Raw genomic sequence first — 24,707 nt, 5'->3', positions numbered from 1 at the left:
ACACGCGGTTTTTATACGGTCCGCCGCGAATCCGAACGCATGGGAGACGAGGAGACCGAGGGCCCGATGACTGCCGAGGAGTTCCGCTCGCTGACGGACGGACTGGTTCGACAGAGCTCCGGCGGCGGGACCACCGTGTACAAGAACGCCGCGGGGGTCGGCTGTCCGAACCCGGACTGCGACCGCGGCGTCTTTCAGACGCTGTTCGTCAGCGACCACGGCTGGCAGCAGATCGGTGCGACCCGCGACGGGATCGATCTCTGCCTCTGTAACACCGAGTCGAAGCGGCTCGTCTTCATCCACGACGAGTAGCCGCCCGTCCCGTCGACGAGCGATCCAACGGCTCCGGAGGGAGGCCTAGGCCGACCGGGAGTCCGCTCAGTCGTCGTCGGCCGTCGATTCGGTCCCGGCGTCGGCGGCGCACCGGTTCGGTCCGAGCTCTAACTCGATCGCCGCCGTCTCGTCCGGCGGCGACTCGACGCCGCGGTTCGCCACGATGACCGACTCGTAGTTCGGCGGCTTCTCCGGCAGCGTCGCCGTAATCTTCTCCACGAACGACTCGCGGTCGAGTCCGAGCACGTCGAGCCCCCGGCGCGCCGCGCCCACCGTCGTCGTCACCGGTTCCCCGGGAACGACCTCCCCGGTCGTCCCGTCGTTCGCGACCGCGAAGTGACCGGGGCAGACGACGAGGTCGTCGGGCTCCGCGAGCAGCGTCCCGTGGAGCGACTCGTAGAGCCGCTCGGCGCCCGCCGCGGCGCCGGCGGGTTCGGCCTCTGGGTCGGTCGCGTCGCCGTCGGTAGCGTCACCGCCGCTCGCGTCGCCGCCCGCCTCGAACTGCAGCTCCGTTCGACCGACGCTGTCGGTGAACAGCGTGTCGCCGGTGAGCAGCGCCGACCGCCCGACGAGGTAGCTCGCGCCGTCGTCGGTGTGGCCGGGCGTCGCGAGCGCCTTCACACTGATCCCGCCGACGTCAAGCGCCTCGTTGCGGGCGAGCGGCTCGAACGCGTACGCCACGTCTCGCTCGGCGGCCGCCGCCGGGAGGAAGTAGGGAACCCCGAGCTCGTCGGCGAGGTCCCTCCCGCCGGAGAGGTGGTCGGCGTGGACGTGGGTGTCGAGGACCGCCGCGATCGACGCGTCGTGCGCGGCGGCCGCCTCCCGCCACTCGTCGCCGTGACGGGAGACGTCGACGGCGATGGCGACGCGGTCGGAGCCGTCGGAATTGGCGACGGCGACGCGGTCGGAGCCGTCGGAATCGGTTCGCTCCTCGGACGCCCGCCCGCCGACCACGAGGTACCCGAGACACCCCTTCGCGCGCCGCTGGATCTGGACGATATCGAGCGGTTCGTCGACCGCGTCGGGGAGCGAGACCGCGGTCCGATCGTACACGCCCGACCAGCCGCGCATTCCGTCGGCGACGACCGCCACGTCGTCGTAGCCCGCCGCTTCGAGCGCCTCGGCGAAGGCGAGCGAGGACTTCCCCTTCGCGCACGTCGTGACGATCGCGTCGTCCGCGGAGAGCCCGGTCGCAGCCTCGAAGTCGTCGACATCGAACTCGTGAACCGGCTTGTAGAAGTAGTGGATCGAGTCCGCGATCCGCCAGCTCTCGTAGCTCTCGCGAGGGCGCGTGTCGACGAGGGCGAACGACCGGTCGCCGCGGCGGCGCTCGTCGATCCTGTCGCGGAGCGCGTCCGCGTCGATGACGGTCGGCATGGCCGATAGTTGGAACCGAGGGGCAAAACGCTGTTCGGTGGGATCGGGTCCGGGTCGCGCGGCCCGTTCCGGGGTGGCGTCCCCCGGCCCGCCCGCGATGGACAGCTTTTAGCCCGGCGACCGGACACGTCGGCGCATGGTCGAGGCGTTCGCGGTCGCCAGCGGGAAGGGCGGCACGGGGAAGACGACGAGCACGCTCGCGCTGGGAATGGCGCTCGCCGAGGAGCACGACGTCACCGTCGTCGACGCCGACACGGGGATGGCGAACCTCCTCTTTCACGCCGGGCTCGACGACGCCGCGGTCACCCTCCACGACCTCCTCGTCGGGGGGACCGCGACGGCCGTCTCCGAGGCGACGTACGACCGGTTCGGGCTCTCCGTCGTCCCCTGCGGCACGTCGCTCGCGGGGTTCGAGGCGGCCGAACCGGGTCGCCTCCGCGAGGTCGTCGCCGAGCTCGCGAGCGACACGGACGTGCTGCTGCTGGACTCGCCGGCCGCGCTCGGCTCGAAGTCGGCGGTGCTCCCGGTCGTCCTCGCCGACCGCGTCGTGGTCGTCGTCGAGCCGACGATCCCCGCGCTCTCCGACGGGCTGAAAGTCCAGGAGTACGCGCGCTCGTACGGCACGGAGACCGCCGGCGTGCTGTTCAACAAGGTCCGCGACGACGCCGCCGACGTGGCCGAGCAGGCGGAGCGTCGCTTCGGCGGTCCCGTCCTCGCCAACGTCCCCGACAGCGACGCCGTCAGGGGCGCGAGGCGCGCCGGGAAGCCCCTGCTCGCGCACGCCCCGGAGAGCGAGCCGGCCGCCAGCTACAGGCGGGCCGCGGCCCGGCTCGACGTGCGCGACGGCGACGAGGGGGCCGTCGCCGACCGCTTCCGGAGCGCGGTCGTCCCCGACACGCCATGACCGGGACCGCGGAGCCCCCGGAGCTGCGGATCCCCCGCGGGGACCTGCTGCGCTCGCGCGTCGTCTCGGACGTGGGCACGACGCTCGCCCGGGCGCTCGACCGGGAGCTGACCGGCTACGCGACGCTCGTCCCCCAAGAGACGCTCCTGCTGGAGGGCGACGCCCGCGGCGTCGTCACCTTCGCGGACGGCGTCCCCGTGCTCGCGTACAACACGGTGAGCGACAGCGGCGGTCCGGACGCACTCGCCGAGCTCGCGGTCCCCGGCCCCTACCGGGTCGAGCTGTACGCGGTCGCGGACGGTGCGCTCGAGACCGCCCACGAGGAGGCGGCGCTCCGCGTCGCGCCCGGCGCCGCGGCGACCGAGCTCGCGGACGACCAGGCGCTCGCCGACCGCACCCGCGAGGCGGCGCCCGAGGAGCGGCTGGACGCGGGCGACGACGACGGCGACGCGGTCGCCGCGTTCCTCGAGGACGACGAGCGGATCGAGGCGATCCGCGAACAGGCGCGCTCCGAGGCGGCCGAGCGCGCGTCGAAGTGGGGACTCGACGACGCGCTGGCGGACGGGAGCGAGGCGGGGAAAAGCCGGCTCGACAACTTCGACAGCTGAACCGCCACAGCAGTTAGGTCGCTCCGCCCCGTACCGCTGTCATCACCGTCCTCCGCCTCCTCCGCCTGACGGCGCCGAACGACTTCGCCGACTGGTACGCCGCGAGCCGCGCGTACACCCGCCACGTCGCCGAGGGCATGGGGTTCGCGGGGACCGACGCCCTCGACGGGACGCGGGTCGTCGCCGACCTCCGCGAGGGCCCGTCGGCGCTGTCGCCGGCGGCGGCCCGCTCCGTGGCAGCGACGCTGCTCGCCGACGGCCGGTTCTCCGAGCCGTACTGCGAGTGGCTTCCGACGTGGTACGAGCTCGCCCTGATCGCGCCGGTCCGGTACGGGGAGTGGCGGCTCCGGCGCGTCGCCGGCGCGGTCGCGGAGGCCGCGAGCGTGACCGTGACCGCGCCGCGCTTCTCCCGGCCGCGGGACGTGACCGTCGACGGCGAGCCGGCGCTCGCACGCGTCTCCGGCTTCGGGGAGCGGTTCCTGCTCGCCGACGCGCTGTTGCACCTGGAGTGGTTCGAGCACGTCGCGGCCGCGGACGGCATCGAGGTCCCGACGGCGCTCGTCGAGCGGACCCGAGCGGAGTCGCTGTCGTATTACGGCGGCGACCGCGAGCGGCTCTCCGAGCCGGTGCGGCGGTTCCAGCGGCTGCTGTTCGCCGACGACGCCTGGGTCCGACGAGTGGACGAGGACTACGGACTGGACAGCAGCCTGTTCGGCCTCTGGGAGCGGATCCTCCGCGCGGAGCGAGAGCGGCTCGCGCCGGCGTGACGGCGGTCGAGACCCGGAGATCGGCGCCCGTCGACGAGATCCCCTGGTTTGTGCCGGGCGAACGCGACCGCCTCGCGGTCGAGAGGTGGTGTTACAGGCCCTGTAACACGTTGTCGGTGGTGTTGTTCGATCGGGAGGTAAGTATTCCAGTGAGTGACCCGTGAAGAGATGTACGAGCCGTCGACCGGTTCGTCGTTCCCCGAGACGCTTCGGCCCTCTACCACGTTTCGGACCGCCGCGTCGGAAACGGAGACGGACGCCGCTCAGCGGCGCCCGAGCGCGACCCCTGCGACCGCGAGCACGACGAGAGCGAAGAGCCCGGCGAGCGCGACGAGGCTCCCGCCGAACTGCTCGACGACGGCCTCGCCGCTGGTGCTCCCGACGGTCTGATCGGACGCCGCAGAGCCGTCCTCTCCTCCGTCAGTACCGTCCGCGTCGGCGTTCGCTCCGTCGTCCCCATCGGTCCCGTCGTCGCCGGACGCGGCGCCGTCCTGGTTCGTCGCGCCGTCGGACCCCGACCCGACCGCGAACACGGAGAACCCGGGCGTCGCGGCGGTGTACGTCCCGTCATCCTCCGCGGTCGTCTCCAGCTCGTTCCACTCGCCGTCGGCGAACCGGAACAGCGTCACGTCCTCCGGGGCGGCGCCGATCGCCTCCGCGTCGGCGGTGAACGCGACGGTCGCCGAGGAAACGTCCTCGCTGTCGAAGCCGGCCGTCTCGAACTCGACGTACGAGACGGAGCCGGCGCCGTCGAGCGCCGGCGTTCCGTCCGGGAGGTCGGCCGCGTCGAGCGCGCGGGCGTCGACAGTCACCGAGTCGAGGTCGCTCGCCGTCTCTATCGAGAGGCCGTCGACGGTGACGGCGTCGTCGCCGACCGCGTCGCCGAAGTCCGCCTCGACGGTCGCGCCCGCGGCGACGTCGGTCGCCGAGAGGCTGGCGCCGGCGGCCGTCGCGGTCACGTCGGCCTCAACCGACGGCGCCGCGTCGTCGCCGGACGGCGCGCCGCCGGTCCCGCCGTCGCCGCCGTCAGCGCCGCCGGTCCCGCCACCGGGACCTCCGGCGTCGCCGCCGTCGCCGCCGTCTCCCCCGCCGTCGAGCGTGACGCCGTCCCGTCGGAGATCGGTGACGGCCTCGGCCTCGCTGGTCGCGACGAGCGAGTCCGCCGCGACGAACGTCACGTTGGTCGGGGCGTCGGCCGCCTCGAAGGTGATCGTCGCCATCGTCGGCGCGTCCGTGCCGACGGAGCTGTCGTCGGCGACCTGATTGAGGTGCACGGAGCCGTTCTCGTTGTCGACGGTGGCGACCGGATCGGCCGAGAAGGGGGGTTCGCCGCCGGAGACGCTCTGGACGGCGGTCGCCTCGGGGTCGAACTGGAGGTGCGCCTGATACCCCGCGACGTTCTCGGCCGTCGTCGAGAGCGTCAGGGTCACCGTGTCGTCGGTCTCGTTCGTTACGTCCAAGGTCAGTTCGCCCGCCGGATCCGCCTGTTCGACCGTCGTCGAGCCCGTCGCGGCCGCGGCGGGACCGGCAGTGAGCGCGGCCATCGCGACCGCCGCGACGACGAGACAGGCGACCGGGCGTTCGAGTGGCGTGTGTGGCGTCATTCGTTGGTGTGTGTCGGCGTCCGGGGCGGAACCCGGACCGGGTCCGCGGCGTCGAAAAGCCGTTTCGGCTACCGCCGTACGAAAATCGCCGCGCGAGCGGCGACGGGTGCGCGGTAGCGTGCGGTACCGAAGCGCGGAGCGTGCGACCGCGCTACGAGGCGGTCACGCGGATCGCGAGCCCCGTTACGCCGGCGAGGCGGCCAGCGAGGCCGCGCCGGTACCGTTCACCCCCGTTCCGGCCGCTCCCGGCGAGGTCGAGTCGTTGCCGGCGGTGACTTCGTCGAGGATGGCGATCACGTCGGCGATGTCGACCGAGCCGTCGCCGTTGACGTCGGCCAGCGCCGCGTTGAAGTCGCCGGCCGGCTCCTGGTCGGCGAGGTACTGCTGCGTCAGGATGGCGTCGGCGACGGTGATCTCCCCGTCGAGGTTGACATCGCCGAGTTCGCCGCTCGTGACCGTGCCGTCGCTGTAATCGACGTCCAGCGTCTCGGTGTCGGCGTTCAGCACCTCGGAGTCCTCGCCGTCGAACGCGAGCTCGGCCGATTCGCCCTCGTCGCCCACGTAGGTGACGTCGAGTTCGAAGAGGACCGGCTCGGAGACGCCGTTCGCCGCCGCTTCCGCGACGGTGACGGTGCCGTTCTCGTTGTCGATGTTCCGCGAGATCGATCCGGAGAGGTTCGCGCTCTCGGCGCTCTCGACCTCGATCTTCGCCGGATCGAACTCGAGTTGGAGCTCGTAGCCGGCCACGTCTTCCGCGTCTGCCTCGACGGTCAGCGTGGTCGTCTCCTCGGGACCGACCACGTACTCGTCCTCTCCGAACCGGACCGTTCCGTCGCCCTCGGGGGCGGCGTGCCGGACCGAGTTCGCGAGGATCGCGTCGGCGGCGCCCGTGTACTCCGCGTCGCCGGCGAACGTCGAGTAGCCGAGCGAGGAGGCGAGCACCGTGTTGTTCGCCTCGTCGACGGCGAACGCGTCGCCGGCGACCGTCGCGCCGCCGTCGGCGGCGACCGACGCGAGCACGTCGGCGTCGGTGCCGTTGAACCACGTGTGGTCGCCGAACGACCCGGTGTGGATCGGAACCGACTCGCCCGGCTCGGCGACGCCGTCGAAGATCGGGTGGTCAGCCTGGACGGTGTAGGCGATCGGCGTCGGCACGCCGTCGCCCTCGAACGTCTCGGCCGGGTCGCCCGTGACGGACGACCGCGCGGGGACGCCGTTGCTTTCGCCGCCCCACTGGTCGAGCCAGACGGCGCCGACGCCGCTCCCCTCGACCGCGTCGACGAGGGCGGGCGCGGACGTCGGCGCGACGTTCTGGACCACGACCACGTCGGCGTCGGCGTCGCCGTTCGCGACCGCGTCCGCCGTCGTCGTCGAGACGTCGTAGTTCGCCGGAAGCCGGTCGTCGAGCGTGCCGGCGACGCCGTCGCCGAACTCGCCCGCGTCGTCGACGACGGCGACGGTCCGCGTCGGCACGTCGCCGACGACGATCGGTGCGGTCTGCCCGTCGTCCGCGGTGAACACGCCGTGTTCGAACGTCCCGTCGGTGTCCGGCAGCCCCACGTCTTCGAAGGTGACCGTCCGGGTCTCCTGCGAGTCGAGCGAGACGTTCCGGCTCGCGGCGACGGCGCCGTCGAACACGAAGTCGACGGACTGCTCACCGCTCGCCTCACCGACGTTCGTCACGTCGGCGCTCACGTCGATCGAGGCGCCGGCGTCGGCGCTCTCGGGCGCCGTGAGGTTACTGACCCGGAAGGACGTTCCCTCCGCGACGACCGCGAACGGAGCGGTCGCCTCGTCCTCGACGACCGGGTCCGGAGGCGCCGTCGGGTCGAGGCTCTCGCCGACCTGCTGGACCGCCTCCAGCTCGTCGCCCGGACCGAACTCCGTACCGAGCGCGGCGTTGATGGCCGCGATCGAGCCGAAGTTGGTCTCGAACGTCTGCGTCTCACCCGGCGCGAGGTCCGAGACGTCGCTCGGCGGGAAGAAGACGAAGTTCTCGTCGCCGCCGGTCTCGGCGTCCTGAATCGCCGTCAGCGTCTGCGTCGAGCCGGTCTGGTCGCCGACGTTCTCGACGGTCGCCGTGATGAGGATCGACTCCTCGGGCGTGACCGCGTCCTGAACGTCGATCGACGTGACCTCGAACTCCGGCCCCTGCAGTTCGTCGACCGTCTCCGTGGGACCGGTCTGAACCGTCACCTCGTCGCCGAGGCCGGCGAAGGTGTGTTCGAGCGCGAACGTCTCGCCGGTCGGCGCGTCGTCCGCGATCTCGACCGTGACCGGAACGGCGTCGGCGGAGAGCCCGCCGAGTTCCGTCTCGTTGCCCAGATCGACCTCGTCGCCAGCGACCGAGACCGTCAGGTCGGACTCGTTGAGCCCGGAGTCGTCGGAGAGATCGATCGTCAGCGAGTCGAGGTTGCGCACGTCGACGACGAGTTCGACCGATCCGCCGGTCTCCGCGAACGCCGGTTGTCCCTCGATCAGGTCGACGGCGAGTTCGGGCTCGAGCGCGACATCGGTCGTCGCGCCCCCGCTCGCCTCGGTCGTCTGCGCGGCGTAGCCGAACTGGTCGACCGTGACCGTCGCCGGCTCTTCGGTGGTTTCGAGGACGTACGAGCCGTTCTCGTCCGTCGTCGTCAGGGCGCCGGCGTCGGTGCCGACGGTCGCGCCGACGATCGGCTCGCCGGTCGCGTTGTCGGTGACGGTCCCCGCGACCGTCTGCGTCTCGTTCAGCGCCTGCGCGGCCGCGTGCACGTCCACGACGCCGGTTCCGTACCGGATGTCGCGTCCGTCGGCGCTCGGGAACTCGTTGTCGGGCTTCTCTGCGGTCTCCGCGAGCGCCGCCTGTATCACCCCGGGCGAGAGGTCCTCGTCCGTGGCCGACTGCAGCAGCGCGACGGCGCCCGCGTAGTGGGGGGCCGCCATCGACGTGCCGCTGGCGGTGGAGTACGTCGCGTTCGGGTCGCCGATGTCGCCGCCGAGCGGCCCGGAGCTCAACACGTCCTGTCCGGGGGCCGAAACGTCCGGCTTGACGTACTCGTGCGGGAAGGTGTCAGGGAGCTCCCCCTCGCCGACGACCTCGACGCGGTCGTCGGTGACGACGGCGCCGCTTGAGAACGCCGCGATGTCGCCCGCGGCGGTCGAAGCGCCGACCGTGGCCGACCGGAAGTTCGTGGCCGGCGAGGTGACCGGCCCGCCGGCGTCGCCGCTGCCGGAGTTGCCCGCCGAGACGACCGCGACCGTTCCGGCCGCGTTCACGTCCTCGATCGTCTCGACGTAGGCGGGCTGGAACGTCGACTGCCCGGTCGAGGAGGGGAGGCCGAGGCTGAAGCTCGCGGCGTCGGCGTCGTTTTCGGCCGCCCACTCCATCGACGCGATGATGTCCTCGGTGTACGCGCCGCCGCCCGCGAACACGTCGGCCATCAGCAGGTCGGCCTCGGGCGCGACGCCGTACCGCGGCACGTCGCCGGCCGGATGCGCCGCGCCGGTCGCGGTGCCCGCGGTGTGTTCGCCGTGCGCGCCCTCGGTGCCGCCGACGAGGGTCCCCTCGTCGACGGTCCCGTTCGCGACGATCGCCTCCTCGGCGAACTCGAGATCGGGATGCCCCTCCTCGGGGTTGCTGATCCCGTCGTCGCCGATCATGACGGTGGCGCCCTCGCCCTGGACGCCGAACTCGTCTTCGAACTCGGGGACCTCGATCTGATCGAGGCCGTAGGTGACCTCGTCGTCGTGGCTCGCGGCGTCGACACCGCCCTCCGCGCCGGCCGGCGGATCGGGCCGCACGTATCTGACGTTCGGCGACACAGCTTTGACGCCCTCGATGGCCGTTAATCGCTCGGCGTCGGTCGCGTCGAAGTCGACCTCGGCGGTGACGACGTTCCCCGCCCAGAACTGGTTCCGGACGTCGGCGCCGAGGGTGTTCAGCGCGTCCACGACCGGTCGTTGGGTCGCCCGTGAATCGGCCTTGATCCGGTCGAGCGCCGCCGACTCGTCGGCCGACAGCGTCCGCGGATCGAGACCCCGCTCGACGGTGATCACGACCACCGTCTCGCCGCTGGCCGACCGGAGGGCTGGATGGATTCCCGACCGGTCCGACCCGGGTGCGAGCCGCGTCCCGCGGTCGAACGCCTCGGCCTTCCGCTCGGCTCGCTCGCTCTGGTTCGTCGCCGGTGTGGTTTCTGTCTGTGGCTGTACGTCTGCGTCGATAGCGGACGGTCCGGCGTCGAGCACGTCGCCGCCGTCCTGGTCCATGACCGCCGCCGCACCCGCTGTCGGCGCGAACATGGACGCGACCATCACGGCCGCGAAGAGGGTGGCAAAGACTCGTTTCGTGGTGTGTGTCATCGATGGGTCGCCTCCGCTGTCGGAGGTAGCGAACAAATAGCACGATTAGAATATGATTATTGAGTGAATACGGCGTTTTCACTCGGATGGAACGGGAGTATAGACGGATTTCGCGGCATGGCTTTGAACATCTCGGTGACGGACAACCGGTCGGCCGGCGGAACGGCGCGGCTTCCCGGCCGGGGGAGCGCGTCGGCTCGGAGCGATCGTATCGGAGACGCGTCCGGGTGGCGGCGATCACTCGACCGCGAGTAATCTTTTATTCACAGTTGCGCAGTCCGGAAGCTTCATACGTCGGCTCGCGGATCCTCCGAGCACACGAATGGCAGTACTCTGGCTCGAGGATGTCGACGCCGACGACGTGGGAACCGTCGGCGGGAAGGCGGCTTCGCTCGGCGAACTCATCGGCGCGGGACTCCCGGTTCCCCCGGGGTTCACCGTCACGGCGGGCACGTACCGCACCTTCATCGAGGAGGCGGAAATCGACGAGGAGCTGTTCGCCGCGGTCGACGTCGACCCAGAGGACTCCGCCGCGCTCCGGGAGGCCGAGGAGACCGCGGCGGAGCTGATCTTGGAGACGCCGCTCCCAGACGACGTCCGCGAGGAGATCATCGAGCGGTACCGGGCGATGGGCGACGACGGCGAGGAGGCGTTCGTCGCCGTTCGTTCCTCCGCGACCGCCGAGGACCTCCCCGACTCCTCGTTCGCCGGCCAGCAGGAGACCTTTCTCAACGTCCGAGAGCAGGACCTGATCCGGCGGGTGAAGGAGTGTTGGGCCTCGCTTTTCACCCAGCGCGCGATCTACTACCGCCAGCAGCGGGGGTTCCCGCACGCGGAGGTCGACATCGCGGTCGTCGTTCAGCGGATGGTCGACGCCGAGAAGTCCGGCGTGATGTTCACTAGCCACCCCTCGACCGGCGATCCGCAGATCACGATCGAGGCGGCGTGGGGGCTCGGCGAGGCGGTCGTCTCCGGAACGGTCTCGCCCGACAACTACGTGTACGACCGCGAACGCGGCGTCGTCGACGAGGTGACGGTCGCGGACAAGAAGGTGGAGATGGTCAAAGACGACGAGACGGGCGAGACCGTCACGCTGGACGTCGACGACGACCGCCGGAACAGTCGGGTGCTCTCGGACGCGGAGATCGGGGAACTCGTCGAACTCGGCAAGCGCGTCGAGGACCACTACGGGACGCCACAGGACGTGGAGTGGGCGATCTACGACGGCGAGGTGTACATGCTGCAGTCGCGTCCGATCACGACGATCCGGGCTGACGACGAGGGCGACGACGAGAGCGACGCGGCCGGGAGGAGGACGGACGCTTCCGACGACCGGGGCGCGGGTGACGCGGACGGCGACGACGCCGACGTGCTCGTCGACGGCCTCGGTGCCAGTCCGGGCGTCGTCTCCGGGACCGTCCGGATCGTGCACAAGCTCGACCACCTCGACCAGGTGCAGGAGGGAGACGTGATGGTGACCGAGATGACGATGCCGGACATGGTCCCCGCGATGAAACGGGCCGCCGGGATCGTCACGGACGAGGGCGGGATGACGAGCCACGCCGCGATCATCTCGCGGGAGCTCGGCGTCCCGGCCGTCGTCGGCACCGGAAACGGGACCCGACTCCTGAGCGACGGGCAGAACGTCACGATCGACGGCGACAAGGGCACCGTCCGCGCCGGCGCCGACGAGGACGCCGAGTCCGGCGAGGAGTTCGAGCCGGTCGAGGCCGCGCGGCCGGAGACCCCCGTCAAGCCGATGACGGCGACGGAAGTGAAGGTGAACGTCTCGATCCCGGAGGCCGCCGAGCGCGCCGCGGCGACGGGCGCCGACGGCGTCGGGCTGCTCCGGATCGAACACATGGTGCTGTCGCTCGGCAAGACCCCCGAGAAGTACATCGCCGACCACGGCGCCCGCGCGTATCAGGACGAGCTCATCGAGGGCGTTCGGCGGGTCGCCGACGAGTTCTATCCCCGACCGGTCAGGGTCCGGACCATCGACGCCCCGACCGACGAGTTCCGAGAGCTGGAGGGGGGCGAAGGCGAGCCCGCCGAACACAACCCGATGCTCGGGTGGCGCGGGATCCGCCGGAGTCTCGACAAGCCCGAGCCGTTCCGCCAGGAGCTGGCCGCGTTCGCCCGGCTCTACGAGATGGGATACGACAACCTGGAGGTGATGTTCCCCCTCGTCAACGACGCGAAGGACATCGAGGGGATCAAACGCCACATGCGCGAGGCCGGGATCGACCCCGAGACGCACCGGTGGGGCGTGATGATCGAGACGCCCGCGAGTGCGCTGCAGATCGATGAGCTGGCGGCCGCCGGGATCGACTTCGCCTCCTTCGGGACGAACGACCTCACGCAGTACACGCTGGCGGTCGACCGCAACAACGAGCACGTCGCCGACCGGTTCGACGAGCTGCACCCCGCGGTGTTACAGCTCATCGGCGACACGATCGAGACGTGCCGGGAACTCGGCGTCGACACCAGCATCTGCGGACAGGCCGGGTCGAAGCCGGAGATGGTCGACTTCCTCGTCGAGGAGGGCGTCTCCTCCATCTCGGCGAACATCGACGCGGTGCGAGACGTGCAACACGAGGTGAAGCGGACCGAACAGCGGCTCCTCCTCGACTCGGTCCGCTGACGCCGTCGCGGGGGCGAGCCGTCCGAGCGGGGGCGCCCGGAGCGGAACGGGTAAGACCCTCCGCGGCAACGTTCGGTCGAATGCAGCAGCCCGAGCCGCAGTCGTTCGACCGGGTGCTCTCCTCGATGTGCACCGAGCCGCATCCCGCGGCCCGGGAGGCGGCCGAGCGCTTTCTCGCGACGAACCCGGGAGATCCGGCCACGTACGAGGCAGTGGCGTCGCTGGAGGAGCGCGCGGTCGAACTGCTCGCGACGCTCGCGGACCACCCGACCCCCACCGATGCCGCGGGCTACGTCACCTCCGGCGGCACCGAGGCGAACGTACAGGCGGTCCGGTCGGCGCGGAACCGCCACGACGCGGGTGACGTTAACGTCGTCGTCCCCGAGAGCGGCCACTTCTCGTTTCACAAGGCCGCGGAGCTGCTCGACGTCGAGCTGCGAACGGTCCCCGTCGACGACGACTTCCGGGCCCGAACCGACGCCGTCGAGGCGGCCGTCGACGACGCGACGGCGCTGGTCGTCGGCGTCGCCGGGAGCACCGAGTACGGCCGAGTGGACCCGATTCCGGAGCTCGCCAGAATCGCACACGAGGCGGGCGCGCGGATGCACGTCGACGCGGCGTGGGGCGGGTTCGTGCTCCCCTTCGCAGACGCCGAGTGGTCGTTCGGCGACGCCGCCGTCGACACGCTGACGATCGACCCCCACAAGTTCGGGCAGGCGGCGGTGCCGGCCGGCGGGCTCCTCGCCCGCGACGACGCCGCGCTGGACGCGCTCGCGGTCGACACGCCCTACCTCGAGACGCGATCGCAGGCGACCCTGACCGGGACCCGGAGCGGCGCTGGCGTCGCCGGAGCGGTCGCCGCGATGGAGGCGCTGTGGCCGGACGGCTACCTCGACGCGGTCGAGCGCGCGACCGCCAACGCCGAGTGGCTCGCGGCAGCGCTCGGCGATCGCGGGTACGACGTGGTCGACCCGGAGCTGCCGCTCGTCGCCGCGGCGCTCCCCGAGTCGGAGTTCGACGCGCTGCGGGAGGCGGGCTGGAAGGTCTCGCGGACGGGCCGCGGCGAACTCCGCGTCGTCTGTATGCCCCACGTGACGCGGGAGGCGCTCCGGGCGTTCGTGGCGGACCTCGATCGGATCCGGGAGTGATCGGCGGGGGCGGTGCGGTGGCCGACGGGGAACCGCTCGGCGGCGCGGTCGATATGGCGAACAGGCGGCGCTCGTCGGTCCCGGGCGGCTCGCCGCGCGACCGCCTCGACCGCGCCGGGACGGGGGTCAGATCACGAGGGGGTTGGTTCCGGTATCCCGGATAAGGGATCGGAGTCACCGTCGTCCCGACCCTTTTCACCCGAACCGCGGCCATCCCCGCCGTGATCCCCTTCAGCGACCTCGCCCGCGCCGCCTACTGCCCGCGACAGCTCTACTACGCGCGCCGCGACGACGGCCGGGAGGTTCCGGACGACGCGCGCGCCCGCATCGATCTCGCCTTTCGGTATCCGGCGCTCGTCGGCGCGCCGGACGCGACGCTCCGGCGGCTCCCGATCCGCCGGTCGCCCGCCGCGTACCGCCGGAACCTCTCGCGGCTCCGCGAGCGCGACGACTACGAACAGCTCGCGGAGCCGGAGCGCGAACGCCCCTTTCGGTCCGGAAAGGACTGCCACGGGACGGTGCACAAGATTCTCTCCGGAGAATCGGGCTCCGATCCGCCGGTCCCCACCGTGGTCTCACCGGGCGAGCCGCCGAAGAACGGCGTCTGGGAGCCGCAGGCGGTCAGGGCCGTCGCCGTCGCCAAGGCGGTGGCGTGGGAGCGCGGGCGCGAGGTGCCGCGCGCGCTCGTCGAGTACCCGAGCGTCGGGACCGTCCGCGAGGTCCGGCTCACGACCCGGAAGAAGGCCGCCTACCGGCGGGCGCTGCGGGCCGCCCGCGCGATCGACGGCCCGCCGTCGCGCGTCGACGACGACCGGTGTTCGGCCTGCGACTACCGGGACCGATGCGGCACCGGTCGGCGGTCGTTCCGGTCGCTGTTGGGCTGAGCGCTCCTACGGCGAGAAGGAGGTGCCGCACTCGTTGCACGTGAACCGGAACCGTCCGTCGTCGGTCAGTTCGGTGGCGTGTGTGCGCTCCTCCCCGCACTCGCGGCACTCGATCACCGACTCGATCTGGTCCCAGTCGTGGCGCGCGCCGGGCGCCCCGAACGCCCACGCGACGACCTCCTCGTCCGCGTCCTCGCGCACGAAGCCGGACTGGAACTCACCCGGCGCGAACCGGATCAGCTCGCCGGCCTCCACGTCGACCTGCTCGCGCTCGCGGCCCACCTCGAACGTGGCGGTCCCAGAGAGCACGTAGAAGATCTCCTCCTGATCGCCGTGCGTGTGGAGCCCGCCCGAGAAGGCGTCGCCGGGGGCGAGCTCGAAGTAGTTCATCGCGACGTGGTCGGCCCCGAGCGCTCGGGAAACCGGCTTCCGCACGTCGTGGACGCCCATCGGATTCGTGACGACGTCGACGTCGTCGATCGCGGTTTTCCGCATACCGATCCGTCCGAGGGCGGCCGTATAACCGTGTCCCCGGCAGGAGAGCGAGCGCGTCGTGACCTCTGCCCGGCCAAAGCTGTCGCGACCCGACGACTTATCCGTGTGAGACTCGTCGGCACGGACACGAATGACACGAGACGATCGTGATCGTTCGGGGGATAGAGGAAGTCGCCTCGCGGCGGCTGGCCGCGAAATTCTCCGACGATAACGACTCCGGGGCGCGACCGCCCCGCGGCGGTACCGGCCCCGAACCCACCGACGAGCCGACGGACACCCTTTTGACCCGAACACAACTCACCGCACTCGACGAGGTACAGCTGTTAGACACCACCCTGCGCGACGGCGAGCAGATGCCCGGCGTCTCGCTGACGCCGGCCGAGAAAGTCGACATCGCCCGCGAGCTCGACGCGGCCGGGATGCACCTGATCGAGGCCGGCTCGGCGTGCACCTCGGAGGGCGAACGCGAGGCGATCCGCCGAGTCGCCGACGAGGGGCTCGACGCGACCGTGACGAGTTTCGCCCGCGGCGTGAAGCGAGACATCGACCACGCGCTCGACTGCGGCGTCGACGGGATCAACCTCGTCGTCCCCGCCTCGGACAAACACGTCGAGACGAAGGTCGGCTCGACCCGCGACGACGTGGTCGAAACGACGGTCGAGCTCGTCGAGTACGCCAAAGACCACGGGCTGTGGGTCGAGGTGCTCGGCGAGGACGGCTCCCGCGCCGACCTCGACTACCTCGAACGCCTGCTCGGCGCGGGGCTCGACGCCGGCGCCGACCGGATCTGCTACTGCGACACCGTCGGCGCGGCCGACCCGGAGCGCACCGCGGAGGTCGTCTCCCGGCTCGCCGACCGCGGCCCGACGAGCCTCCACACGCACGACGACCTCGGCTTCGGCGTGGCGAACGTCCACGCCGGCCTGAAGGCGGGCGCCGACACCGTCCACGGAACCGTCATGGGCGTCGGCGAGCGCGCCGGCAACGTCGCCCTAGAGGAAGTCGCCATCGCGCTCGACCAGTCGTACGACGTCGACACGGTCGAACTGGAGCGGCTCTACCGGCTCTGCCGGACCGTGAGCGAGGCGACCGGCGTCGCGCTCCCGCCGAACAAGGCGGTCTGCGGCGCCAACGCCTTCGCCCACGAGTCGGGGATCCACACCGACGGAACCCTGAAGGACGGGACGATGTACGAGCCGTACCCGCCCGAGACGGTGGGGCGCGAGCGGCGGCTCGTCCTCGGCAAACACGCCGGGCGCGCGGGGGTCAAGGCGGCCCTCGCGGAGCACGACGTGGCGGTCGACGACGACGAGCTGAGCGAGGTCGTGAGCCGCGTGAAGGAGCTCGGCGACCGCGGGAAGCGCGTCACCGACGCCGACCTGCTCGCGATCACCGAGGACGTGCAGGGCCGCGAGCGCGACCGACACGTCGAGCTCGTCGACCTGTCTGCCACCTCCGGCGGGAACCTCCCGACGGCCTCGGTCCGGCTCCGCGTCGGCGACGAGGAACGCGTCGCCTCCGGCACCGGGTCCGGCCCCGTCGACGCCGGACTGGAGGCGGTTCGGGCCGCGCTGGCCGGCGACGGCGCCGGCGAGGGCGTCTCCTTCGAGCTCGACTCCTACCACGTCGACGCGATCACGGGCGGCACCGACGCCGTCGTCACCGTCGAGGTCGACCTCTCGCGGGGCGACCGGTCCGTGAGCGTTTCCTCGACCGACGCCGACATCACCCGCGCCAGCGTCGTCGCGATGGTCGACGGGCTCGACCGCCTGCTGGCGGCGGCCGCCGACGCCGCGGACGCGGATCCGGGCGCGGTCGCGGACGACTGACGGCGGCAACGCCGCAGGGACTGACCGGCCCGCCGGCCGCCGCCGTCTGACGAGGTTTTTAAGCGATGCCGCCCGAACGGCGTCCGTGAGCGTCGTCGTCGCGGTGAAACCCTCAGCCCGCAAGCGCAACGCGAAGGTGGGCCGACTCGTCTTCGAGGACGGCTCCCGCCACGCGTTCGAGAGCCGCGCGGCCGCCGAGCGCTGGGCCGACGACCTCTCGACGGGCGACGGCCACGTCTGGGTCGCGAGCGCGCACCCCCGCGACGGCGACGACGCCGACCTCTACCTCGTCTCGCGGGCGACCAACGCGAAGCTCGAAGCGGCCTACGACAAGCGCCGCCGGCGGCTCCGGGGCGACACCGCGCCCGAGCAGGAGTCGCTGGGCGGGGAGCCGTAGGCGGCCGTCGCGATCGGCAGAACGAGCGCCGTCGCTCGCGGGTTGAGCGTCCGGAGAGAAGCGCCGAGGCGGAGATTTGAACTCCGGTGTCCGAATGGACAGTAGATTTCGAATCTACCGCCTTGGCCAGGCTAGGCTACCTCGGCTCATTCATCGGTTGGCCGGTTCCGCTGTTATGCGTTTCGATCGCCGACGGCGGTGTCGGCGCCGTCCCGCGACCGGGGTACCCGCCGGCAACGGGGCGACCCGCCGGCAACGCTTTTCGGCGCGGATCGCGTGGTGGCGGTATGGACGTCCCCGAAGCCGCGGCGGCCTGCTCCCGCGTCGTCGACGAGGTCGGCGGCGCGGTCGTGGCCGACCGCGAGTTCCTCGACCGCGTCACCCTCGGCATCCTCGCTCGCGGCCACGTCCTCCTGGAAGACGTGCCCGGCACCGGAAAGACCCTCTCGGCGCGCTCGTTCGCGGCCGCGCTCGGACTGGAGTTCTCGCGGGTCCAGTTCACGCCCGACCTCCTCCCGAGCGACGTGACCGGGACCAACGTGTTCGACGAGCGCGACGGCTCCTTCTCGTTTTCCCCCGGGCCGATCTTCGCGAACGTCGTGCTCGCCGACGAGATCAACCGCGCGCCGCCGAAGACGCAGGCGGCCCTGCTGGAGGCGATGGAGGAGGGACAGGTGACCGTCGACGGCGAGACCCACGACCTTCCGGACCCGTTCTACGTCATCGCGACCCAGAACCCCGTCGAGAGCGAGGGCGCGTTCCCCCTCCCAGAGGCCCAGCTCGACCGGTTCGCGATCAAGACGTCGATCGGCTACCCCGACGACGAGGGAGAGGTCGAGCTGCTCCGTCGGCGGGCGGGCCGCGTCGCGCAGGCCCCGACGGTCGAGCGCGTGCTCGATCCGGACGCCGTGGCCGACCTCCGCGAGGTGCCCGAGACGGTCCGCGTCGACGACGACCTGCTGGAGTACGCGGCGTCGGTCGCCCGGGCGACCCGGACGGATCGTCGCGTCGACGTCGGCGTCTCCCCCCGCGGCACGCAGCGGCTCTTCGAGACGGCGCGGGCGGCCGCGGTGATCGCCGGCCGGGAGTTCGTCACGCCGGACGACGTGAAACGCGTCGCGGAGCCGACGCTCGCCCACCGGCTCGTGTTGACGCCGGACGCCGCCGTCAACGACGCCGACAAGCGCGACGTGATCGCCGACGTGCTCGACCGGGTCGCGGTGCCGACGGTGGACGCCGCCGAGGCGTGAACCAGAAAGAAGGCGCGGATTACTCCGCGTCCCGCTCCGCCAGCAGTTCCGTCGCCGTCAGCAGCGACTCCAGTTCGATGTCGTGCTCGGCCAGCAGTTCCTCGGCGCCCTCCTCGCGGTCGACGACCACGAGCACGCGGTTCACCGTCGCGCCCGCCTCGCGGAGCGCCTCGACGGCGTCGACCGCGGACTGCCCGGTCGTGGCGATGTCCTCTAACACGACGACCTCCTCGCCCTCGTCGAGCCGGCCCTCGATGCGGTTCCCCGTGCCGTACTCCTTCGCCTGCTTGCGCGCGATGACGTAGGGGCGGCCCATCTCGGCGGCCGTGACGGCCACGAGGGGGACCGCGCCGAGCGCGACGCCCGCGAGCTTCGCGTCCGTGTCGGCGAGCCGGGCCGCGAACGCCTCGCTCACGAGCCGGAGCGCGTCCGGATCGGTCTCGAAGAGGTACTTGTCGACGTAGTAGTCGCTCGTTCCGCCGTGCGAGAGCTCGAACTCGCCGAACCGGACGGCGTCGGCCGCCCGCAGCGCGGCGATGAGCTCGCTCCGTCGCTCGTCGTCGGTCATACCGAGACAGGGCGGGTCGGTGACCATAAACGGGTCGGAACGCGGGCGGGGCGACGTCGCGGGGCGGTGTCGGGGGTCGCCGACCGGAGGAACGACGCCGACACCGTCGTCGAGCCCGCCACCGGAGCCGCGGAGCCCCCTCACAACCGTTCGCCGTCGTAGTGCCGCGCTTCCACGCGGCGGTCGAACAGCCGCGAGAACAGCGCGGTGAGAGGGCCCTCGACGCCCTCGCCGTCGCCGCCGACCGCGATGCCGTCGACCGTCTCGACGGGCCGGATCTCCCACGTCGAGTTGGTGAGAAAGACCTCGTCGGCCTCGCGCACCGCGTCCGGGGCGTACGTGCCCTCCTCGACCGGGATCTCCTCTTCCTCGGCGATCTCGATCACGGTGCGCCGCGTCACGCCCGGGAGGATCGGCCCGTCCAGCGAGGGGGTCTTGAGCGCGGTGCCGTCGACGAAAAAGAGGTTCGAGGTCGCCCCCTCGGCGACGTTGCCCGCCGGGTCGAGCATCAGCGCCTCGTCGGCCCCGGTCACGCGCAGCTCCAGCCGCGCGAGGATTCCGTTGAGGTAGTTGTGCGTCTTCGCGTCGGCCGGGAGCGCCCGCGAGTCGGGTTTGCGGGTCTTCGTCGTCTGGAGCGCGGCGGGGCCGTCGTGGACCGGCTCCGAGTCGACGCCGCCGCGGGGGAGCGGCTTCGCGATCACGACGACGGTGGGGTCGACCTCGGGCCGCGGGTCGAGGGTGCCGGGCTGGACCCCGCGGGTGACGGAGAGCTTCACGTACGCGTCGGCGAGGTCGTTGGCCGCGAGCGTCTCGTCGATCCGGGCCTTCAACTCCGAGTCCGAGAGGCCGTGGTCGAGCCCGAGCGTCTCGCAGGTGTCCGCGAGCCGCGCGGCGTGGTCGTCCCACCGGAAGACCTCCCCACCGTACGCGCGCAGGGTCTCGAAGGCGGCGTCGCCGTAGGCGAACCCGCGGTCCTCGACGGAGACGGTCGCCTCCGAGGCGGGCACGATCTCTCCGTCGACGTGGTATCGAAGCTCCTCGCCCTCGCTCCCCGCACCGCCTCGTTCCTCACTCATCCCCGCACGCCTCCACGAAGTTCTCCACCATCGCCTTCCCGCGCGGCGTCAGGATGCTCTCGGGGTGGAACTGGACGCCGACGTGGGGCTTCTCGCGGTGGCGCACGCCCATCACGACCTCGCGTTCGTCCTCCGTGCGCGCGGTCTCCACCAGCTCGTCGGGGAGGTCCTCGCGCTCGACGCAAAGCGAGTGGTACCGCCCCACTCGGAGCCGGTCCGGGAGCCCGGCGAACACGCCCTCGCCGTCGTGGGCGATCGTCGACGGCTTCCCGTGGACGACTTCGGGCGCGTGACCCACCCGACTCCCGCGGCTGGCGCACAGCGCCTGGTGGCCGAGACAGACCCCGAACACGGGGCGGTCGAGCGCGAAGGCGTCGATCGAGACGCCGGCCTCCGCGGGGGTGCCCGGACCCGGAGAGACGACGACGCCGTCCGGATCGAGCGCCCGGATCCCGGCCAGGTCGACCGCGTCGTTGCGCCGCACCGCGACCGCGCCGGCGACCTCGCCGACGTACTGGACGAGGTTGTACGCGAACGAGTCGTAGTTGTCGACGACGAGGATCCGGGCCTCGGCGTCGCCCGCGCCGGAGCGCCAGCCGTCGCCGGCGCGGTCCTCGCCGACCTCGCGCGCCGCCTCGCCGCCCGTCATCGCTTGCCCTCCTCGACCGCCATCCCGCCCGCGGCGAGCGCCTCGTCGACCGCGGTCACGAGCGCCCGGGCCTTCGCGAGCGTCTCCTCGTACTCCGCGTCGGGCTCGGAGTCGTGGACGATCCCCGCGCCGACGCGGAGGTGGTACTCGGCCGCCCGCCGCACCAGCGTGCGGATGACAATGTTGAGCGTCGCCCGCCCGTCGAAGCCGGCCGCGAGCATCGAGCCGGTGTAGGGACCGCGCCGCGTCGCCTCCAGCTCGTCGATGATCTCCATCGTCCGCGGCTTGGGCGCGCCCGTGATCGTCCCGCCGGGGAAACACGCCGCGATCGCGTCGGCGAGGCCCACGTCCGGCCGCGCCTCCCCCTCGACCAGACTCACGAGGTGCATCACCTCGCTGTACCGGTCCACGCGGCGGTACTCCGCCACGTCGACGGTGCCGAACCGCGAGACCTTCCCGAGGTCGTTGCGCTCCAAGTCCACGAGCATGGCGTGTTCCGCGCGCTCCTTCGCGTCGCCGGTCAGCTCCGCCTCCAGGTCGGCGTCCGCCGCCGGCGTGTCGCCCCGCGCTCGGGTGCCCGCGATGGGCTCCGTGACGAGGCGGGCGCCCGAGTCGGGGTCCGGGCTCGGCTCGCGCTCCAAGAGCAGCTCCGGACTCGCGCTCACGAGGTCGACGCCGGACGGGGGATCGTCGCCGTCGGCGGCGTCGTTGCCGTCGCCCTCGCCGTCCTCGTTGTCGTTGTCTTCGCCGTCCTCGCCCGCCTCTCCCTCCCGCGAGAACTCGATCAGTCCGGAGTACGGCGCCGGGTTCACCCGCCGGAGCGCGTCGTACGCCTCGACCGGGTGGACCGCGGCCGGGGCGCGCAGCCGCTGGGAGACGTTCGCCTGAAAGGTGTCGCCGTCGCGGACGTACGCCTTCACCCGCCGGACCGCCTCGGCGTACCCCTCCCGTCCCGCGTCGCTCTCGAAGGTCGCCGTCGACGCGTCCGGGTCGGGAGCCGGACCGACCGCGGGGTCGCCCGACTCGATCCGGTCGATCAGGTCGGCCGCGCGGGACGCCCCCTCGTCGAAAACGCCGTCGAGCGCGTCGCGGTCCGCATCGGGGTCGTCGAGCCCCTCGGGGACCCGCGGGCAGGCGGTCACGCGGAGGGTGACGGCGTCGGCCGAGTCGTCGCCGTCCGCGGATACCGGACACTCCCACGCCGCCACCCGGTCGAAGAGGGCGACTTGGAGCCGCGGGAGCCCCCGGTCGTCGACCGCGCCGGGACCCGCCGGCGCCGGCTCCGGGAACGACTCCAGCTCGCGGGCGGCGTCGTACGAGAGCCACCCGAACGCGCCGCACGGATAGGGAACGTCGCAGTCGCCGCGCGCCAGAGTCTCGCCGTCGATCAGGCCCTCCAGCGCCGCGAGGGTGGGACTCGGACGCCGGTAGTCGCCGGCGGAGCCCTCCCCGTCCGCCCCGCCCGCCGCGACCGCCGCGTCCGCGGAGACGGTGAGCCGCTCCACCGGGTCGACGCCGAAGTACCCCCAGCCGGACTGGCCGCCGGTGGTCTCGTAGAAGACCCCGCCCGGCCCGTCGCGGGCGCGTCGGTAAGCCGCGAAGGGGTCGTCGACGGCGACCCGGCGCTCGACTGGGACGCGGGCGCCCGCGGGCGCCGCGGCGGCGACCTCGCGGAACCGGTCCCGGTCGGTGTGTACCGATCGCTGCATGCCTTCCGGTTCGGCGGCGCCGACGAAACAGTTGCGGTCGGCGGTGTCGGCGGCAACCGCGGAACCGGTCGCGGTCGCGGCGTCAGAACTCCTTGGCGCGGTCGATCCACGTCGCGGCCCGCTTCTCGCCGACGCTCGCTCCCTCGGCGACCGCCTCGGCGTCGGCTGCCGCCAGCTCCGCGACGGTCTCGATCCCGATCTCGGCGAGCCGCTCCGCGTAGGCCGGCCCGATCCCCTTCAGCTCCTCGACGTCGGCGCCCGCGTCGTCGCCGTCGACCGCGACCTCCTCCTCGCCGGTCTCCGCGGCCTCCGCCGGCTCGGCCGCCTCGGCCGGGTCCTCGGCGGCTTCCTCGTCGACCATCGACTCGGTCGAGGCGGCCGCCTCCGTCTCGGTTGCGACCGGTTCGTCGACGCTCGGTTCGTCGTCCGACTCCTCGTCCGCCGCGTCGTCGGCGTCGTCCGTCGGTTCCGGTTCCGCCTCCGGCTCCGACTCTCCGTCCGACTCGACCTCCGACTCCGGTTCCGGTTCGTGCTCGACGGTCACTTCCGGGTCCGTCTCCTCGCGTTCGGCGCGACCGCTCCCGAACCCGAGCTTCTCTTTGAGCTTCTGCAGTAGGGCCATCGTCGGCAGGTACGAACGTCGGATATTTAAAAGCCGTCGCCGCCGGAACGGCTCACCGAGCGCGTCCCGCCGGTTTATAAGGATCACCGGCGCGTACGGGTGGTATGAACGCTCTCAACCCGGTCATGTGGTCGGTCCACGTCGCCTTCGCGGTGCTGTGGACCGGCGGCGTGTTGTTCGTGGCGCTGGCGGTGCTTCCGCCCGCGCTCCGCGGCGAGATCGACGGCGGCGCCCTCGGATCGATCGTCGGCCGGCTCCGGTGGATCAGCCGGATCGCCGCGCTCGCCTTCATCGCCACCGGCGGCCACATGGCGGGCACGCTGTACACCTTCGAGTCGCTCACCGGGAGCGCCCGCGGCTACCTCGTGGTGACGATGATCGTCCTGTGGTTCCTGATCACCGGCCTCGTCGAGGTCGGCAGCGGGAAGCTCCTCGACGGGATCGACGCCGGGAAGCTCCGCGAGCCCGCCCGCGACGCGAAACCGTTCCTCTACGGCGCCGCCGGACTCTCGGTGGCGCTCATCGTCGCGGCCGGCCTGCTCGCGAGCCCGACGCTGTTCTGAGGCGGTCGCGGACCGCTCGTTTTCCGATCGATTACTCCAACTCCGCCCGCAGCGCCGCGTTCATCGTCTCGACCGGCGCGTCGGCGCCGGTCCAGATCTCGAACGCCTCGACGCCCTGGAACAGCAGCATCCACGCCCCGTCGATCGCCGTCGCGCCCGCGTCCGCCGCCTCCCGCAGGAGCCGGGTCTCGATCGGCGCGTACACCGCGTCGAGCACGGCGAGGTCGCCGTGGAGGTGGTCTGCGGGCACCGGCGTCGCCTCGGGCTCGTCCATCCCGACGCTGGTCGCGTTGACCAGCACGTCGGCGCCGGCGACGCGGTCGCCCAGGTCGTCGAGCCCGCCGCCGGTCGCGCCGGGGACCGCCTCGGCCAGCTCGACCGCGCGCTCCGCGGTGCGGTTCGCGACGTGGACCGTCGCGCCCGCGTCGGCCAGCGCGAACGCGGCCGCCCGCCCGGCGCCGCCCGCCCCGACGACGACCGCGTCGCGCCCGTCCAGCTCGACGCCGTGATGAGAGAACGCGCGTTTCACGCCCGCGGCGTCCGTGTTGTGGCCGCGCGGGCGGTCGGCGTCGCCGTCGCGGACCGGCGCGAAGTCGACCGTGTTGACCGCCCCGATCCGTTCGGCGAGCGGCGCGGGATCGACCGCCTCCAGCGCGTCCTCCTTGAACGGGACCGTGACGTTGAGCCCGGCGACCCCGAGCGCGCCGGCGCCCTCGATCGCCGCGGCGGCGTCGTCGGGATCCGGTTCGAACGTCACGTAGCGCGCGTCGATTCCGAGCGCCCCGTAGCCGGCCTCGTGCATCGGCGGCGACAGCGAGTGACCGACCGGGTTCCCGATCAGTCCGTACACGTCCATGCCCGCCCACGCGGCCGCGACCGACTAAAGAGGCGCGGTCGCCCAGAGCGACCCCGAGAAACTGGGGCACGGTCGGCTCATCC

General features: G+C 72.2%; 21 protein-coding genes and 1 tRNA gene. 11 read left to right on the top strand and 11 right to left on the bottom strand.

Annotated features, from left to right (window positions below; all coding sequences use genetic code 11):
• The first annotated feature begins 39 nt into the window (after positions 1 to 39).
• Entirely contained in the window at positions 40 to 312 is a 273-nt protein-coding gene (locus CK500_RS05995) for a DUF7385 family protein (protein ID WP_095636345.1), read from the top strand.
• Positions 313 to 378: 66 nt separating this feature from the next.
• Here CK500_RS05995 and CK500_RS05990 read toward each other — a convergent pair whose 3' ends face one another.
• Positions 379 to 1,710 carry an MBL fold metallo-hydrolase gene (locus CK500_RS05990; RefSeq protein WP_095636344.1) on the bottom strand — a complete coding sequence of 444 codons (1,332 nt, stop codon included), beginning with the start codon at positions 1,708 to 1,710 and terminating at the stop codon, positions 379 to 381.
• 136 nt (positions 1,711 to 1,846) lie between these two features.
• On the opposite strand from CK500_RS05990, the gene CK500_RS05985 reads away from it, so the two are divergent.
• The 3 genes from CK500_RS05985 (at position 1,847) to CK500_RS05975 (ending at position 3,989) form a co-directional block, all read left to right on the top strand.
• On the top strand, positions 1,847 to 2,614 hold the full coding sequence (locus tag CK500_RS05985) for a nucleotide-binding protein (protein ID WP_095636343.1): 768 nt from the start codon (positions 1,847 to 1,849) through the stop codon (positions 2,612 to 2,614).
• The gene (locus CK500_RS05980; RefSeq protein ID WP_095636342.1) at positions 2,611 to 3,222 is read left to right on the top strand and encodes a hypothetical protein; all 612 of its coding nucleotides are present in this window, start codon (positions 2,611 to 2,613) and stop codon (positions 3,220 to 3,222) included. The genes CK500_RS05985 and CK500_RS05980 overlap by 4 nt, the downstream gene beginning before the upstream one ends.
• A gap of 137 nt (positions 3,223 to 3,359) precedes the next feature.
• Entirely contained in the window at positions 3,360 to 3,989 is a 630-nt protein-coding gene (locus CK500_RS05975) for a hypothetical protein (RefSeq protein ID WP_095636341.1), read from the top strand.
• Positions 3,990 to 4,252: 263 nt separating this feature from the next.
• Here the strand turns inward: CK500_RS05975 and CK500_RS05970 are convergent, their stop codons facing one another.
• Complete coding sequence (locus CK500_RS05970) at positions 4,253 to 5,593, bottom strand: PGF-pre-PGF domain-containing protein (protein ID WP_095636340.1); 1,341 nt, start codon at positions 5,591 to 5,593, stop codon at positions 4,253 to 4,255.
• A 183-nt stretch (positions 5,594 to 5,776) separates the two neighbouring features.
• Complete coding sequence (locus tag CK500_RS05965; RefSeq protein WP_095636339.1) at positions 5,777 to 9,934, bottom strand: S8 family serine peptidase; 4,158 nt, start codon at positions 9,932 to 9,934, stop codon at positions 5,777 to 5,779.
• A 322-nt stretch (positions 9,935 to 10,256) separates the two neighbouring features.
• Between CK500_RS05965 and ppsA the strand changes: the two genes are divergently transcribed.
• The 3 genes from ppsA to CK500_RS05950 all read left to right on the top strand — a co-directional run bounded on the left by ppsA (position 10,257) and on the right by CK500_RS05950 (position 14,610).
• Positions 10,257 to 12,578, top strand: coding sequence for a phosphoenolpyruvate synthase (gene ppsA, locus CK500_RS05960; RefSeq protein ID WP_095636338.1), 2,322 nt, complete (start codon positions 10,257 to 10,259; stop codon positions 12,576 to 12,578).
• An 80-nt stretch (positions 12,579 to 12,658) separates the two neighbouring features.
• Positions 12,659 to 13,726, top strand: coding sequence for a tyrosine decarboxylase MfnA (gene mfnA, locus CK500_RS05955; protein ID WP_095636337.1), 1,068 nt, complete (start codon positions 12,659 to 12,661; stop codon positions 13,724 to 13,726).
• Positions 13,727 to 13,947: 221 nt separating this feature from the next.
• The gene (locus CK500_RS05950; protein ID WP_095636336.1) at positions 13,948 to 14,610 is read left to right on the top strand and encodes a Dna2/Cas4 domain-containing protein; all 663 of its coding nucleotides are present in this window, start codon (positions 13,948 to 13,950) and stop codon (positions 14,608 to 14,610) included.
• Positions 14,611 to 14,616: 6 nt separating this feature from the next.
• Here the strand turns inward: CK500_RS05950 and CK500_RS05945 are convergent, their stop codons facing one another.
• On the bottom strand, positions 14,617 to 15,105 hold the full coding sequence (locus CK500_RS05945; protein ID WP_095636335.1) for a cupin domain-containing protein: 489 nt from the start codon (positions 15,103 to 15,105) through the stop codon (positions 14,617 to 14,619).
• A gap of 281 nt (positions 15,106 to 15,386) precedes the next feature.
• On the opposite strand from CK500_RS05945, the gene CK500_RS05940 reads away from it, so the two are divergent.
• Positions 15,387 to 16,934 (top strand): (R)-citramalate synthase, encoded by a 1,548-nt coding sequence (locus tag CK500_RS05940; RefSeq protein ID WP_198951512.1) that lies wholly within the window; start codon positions 15,387 to 15,389, stop codon positions 16,932 to 16,934.
• Positions 16,935 to 17,019: 85 nt separating this feature from the next.
• Positions 17,020 to 17,331 (top strand): hypothetical protein, encoded by a 312-nt coding sequence (locus tag CK500_RS05935; RefSeq protein WP_050026694.1) that lies wholly within the window; start codon positions 17,020 to 17,022, stop codon positions 17,329 to 17,331.
• A 61-nt stretch (positions 17,332 to 17,392) separates the two neighbouring features.
• Here the strand turns inward: CK500_RS05935 and CK500_RS05930 are convergent.
• Positions 17,393 to 17,477, bottom strand: a tRNA-Ser gene (locus tag CK500_RS05930).
• A gap of 141 nt (positions 17,478 to 17,618) precedes the next feature.
• On the opposite strand from CK500_RS05930, the gene CK500_RS05925 reads away from it, so the two are divergent.
• A complete protein-coding gene (locus CK500_RS05925; protein ID WP_095636333.1) occupies positions 17,619 to 18,581 on the top strand; it encodes an AAA family ATPase in 963 nt (320 codons plus the stop codon).
• Positions 18,582 to 18,600: 19 nt separating this feature from the next.
• On the opposite strand, the gene pyrE is transcribed toward CK500_RS05925, so the two are convergent.
• From pyrE to CK500_RS05900, 5 genes are all read right to left on the bottom strand, one after another.
• Complete coding sequence (gene pyrE, locus CK500_RS05920; RefSeq protein ID WP_198951511.1) at positions 18,601 to 19,149, bottom strand: orotate phosphoribosyltransferase; 549 nt, start codon at positions 19,147 to 19,149, stop codon at positions 18,601 to 18,603.
• A gap of 140 nt (positions 19,150 to 19,289) precedes the next feature.
• Positions 19,290 to 20,225: an aminotransferase class IV gene (locus tag CK500_RS05915; protein WP_095636331.1), complete on the bottom strand. Its 936-nt coding sequence runs from the start codon at positions 20,223 to 20,225 to the stop codon at positions 19,290 to 19,292.
• Positions 20,218 to 20,874 (bottom strand): anthranilate synthase component II, encoded by a 657-nt coding sequence (locus tag CK500_RS05910; RefSeq protein ID WP_095636330.1) that lies wholly within the window; start codon positions 20,872 to 20,874, stop codon positions 20,218 to 20,220. Before CK500_RS05910 ends, CK500_RS05915 begins: the two co-directional genes overlap by 8 nt.
• The gene (locus tag CK500_RS05905) at positions 20,871 to 22,583 is read right to left on the bottom strand and encodes an anthranilate synthase component I family protein (RefSeq protein ID WP_095636329.1); all 1,713 of its coding nucleotides are present in this window, start codon (positions 22,581 to 22,583) and stop codon (positions 20,871 to 20,873) included. The genes CK500_RS05910 and CK500_RS05905 overlap by 4 nt, the downstream gene beginning before the upstream one ends.
• A gap of 82 nt (positions 22,584 to 22,665) precedes the next feature.
• Positions 22,666 to 23,205 (bottom strand): helix-hairpin-helix domain-containing protein, encoded by a 540-nt coding sequence (locus tag CK500_RS05900; RefSeq protein ID WP_095636328.1) that lies wholly within the window; start codon positions 23,203 to 23,205, stop codon positions 22,666 to 22,668.
• 104 nt (positions 23,206 to 23,309) lie between these two features.
• Between CK500_RS05900 and CK500_RS05895 the strand changes: the two genes are divergently transcribed.
• A complete protein-coding gene (locus CK500_RS05895) occupies positions 23,310 to 23,768 on the top strand; it encodes a transporter (protein WP_095636327.1) in 459 nt (152 codons plus the stop codon).
• 31 nt (positions 23,769 to 23,799) lie between these two features.
• Here CK500_RS05895 and CK500_RS05890 read toward each other — a convergent pair whose 3' ends face one another.
• On the bottom strand, positions 23,800 to 24,624 hold the full coding sequence (locus CK500_RS05890; RefSeq protein ID WP_095636326.1) for a shikimate dehydrogenase: 825 nt from the start codon (positions 24,622 to 24,624) through the stop codon (positions 23,800 to 23,802).
• Positions 24,625 to 24,707 lie beyond the last annotated feature (83 nt).

It is taken from the genome of Halorubrum salipaludis (assembly GCF_002286985.1).
Lineage (GTDB): Archaea > Halobacteriota > Halobacteria > Halobacteriales > Haloferacaceae > Halorubrum > Halorubrum salipaludis.
The sequence above is the reverse complement of the archived record's forward strand: the minus strand, read 5'-3'. Positions and strand labels throughout refer to the sequence as shown.

What these genes read in the sequence shown, in the direction of transcription:
- CK500_RS05985 (WP_095636343.1), top strand. Translation starts at nt 1,847, where the DNA reads ATGGTCGAGGCGTTCGCGGTCGCCAGCGGGAAGGGCGGCACGGGGAAG.
- pyrE (WP_198951511.1), bottom strand. Translation starts at nt 19,149, where the DNA reads ATGACCGACGACGAGCGACGGAGCGAGCTCATCGCCGCGCTGCGGGCG.
- CK500_RS05895 (WP_095636327.1), top strand. Translation starts at nt 23,310, where the DNA reads ATGAACGCTCTCAACCCGGTCATGTGGTCGGTCCACGTCGCCTTCGCG.
- CK500_RS05910 (WP_095636330.1), bottom strand. Translation starts at nt 20,874, where the DNA reads ATGACGGGCGGCGAGGCGGCGCGCGAGGTCGGCGAGGACCGCGCCGGC.
- CK500_RS05925 (WP_095636333.1), top strand. Translation starts at nt 17,619, where the DNA reads ATGGACGTCCCCGAAGCCGCGGCGGCCTGCTCCCGCGTCGTCGACGAG.
- mfnA (WP_095636337.1), top strand. Translation starts at nt 12,659, where the DNA reads ATGCAGCAGCCCGAGCCGCAGTCGTTCGACCGGGTGCTCTCCTCGATG.
- CK500_RS05945 (WP_095636335.1), bottom strand. Translation starts at nt 15,105, where the DNA reads ATGCGGAAAACCGCGATCGACGACGTCGACGTCGTCACGAATCCGATG.
- CK500_RS05970 (WP_095636340.1), bottom strand. Translation starts at nt 5,593, where the DNA reads ATGACGCCACACACGCCACTCGAACGCCCGGTCGCCTGTCTCGTCGTC.
- CK500_RS05915 (WP_095636331.1), bottom strand. Translation starts at nt 20,225, where the DNA reads ATGAGTGAGGAACGAGGCGGTGCGGGGAGCGAGGGCGAGGAGCTTCGA.
- CK500_RS05905 (WP_095636329.1), bottom strand. Translation starts at nt 22,583, where the DNA reads ATGCAGCGATCGGTACACACCGACCGGGACCGGTTCCGCGAGGTCGCC.
- CK500_RS05975 (WP_095636341.1), top strand. Translation starts at nt 3,360, where the DNA reads ATGGGGTTCGCGGGGACCGACGCCCTCGACGGGACGCGGGTCGTCGCC.
- CK500_RS05990 (WP_095636344.1), bottom strand. Translation starts at nt 1,710, where the DNA reads ATGCCGACCGTCATCGACGCGGACGCGCTCCGCGACAGGATCGACGAG.
- CK500_RS05965 (WP_095636339.1), bottom strand. Translation starts at nt 9,934, where the DNA reads ATGACACACACCACGAAACGAGTCTTTGCCACCCTCTTCGCGGCCGTG.
- CK500_RS05890 (WP_095636326.1), bottom strand. Translation starts at nt 24,624, where the DNA reads ATGGACGTGTACGGACTGATCGGGAACCCGGTCGGTCACTCGCTGTCG.
- ppsA (WP_095636338.1), top strand. Translation starts at nt 10,257, where the DNA reads ATGGCAGTACTCTGGCTCGAGGATGTCGACGCCGACGACGTGGGAACC.
- CK500_RS05900 (WP_095636328.1), bottom strand. Translation starts at nt 23,205, where the DNA reads ATGGCCCTACTGCAGAAGCTCAAAGAGAAGCTCGGGTTCGGGAGCGGT.
- CK500_RS05995 (WP_095636345.1), top strand. Translation starts at nt 40, where the DNA reads ATGGGAGACGAGGAGACCGAGGGCCCGATGACTGCCGAGGAGTTCCGC.
- CK500_RS05980 (WP_095636342.1), top strand. Translation starts at nt 2,611, where the DNA reads ATGACCGGGACCGCGGAGCCCCCGGAGCTGCGGATCCCCCGCGGGGAC.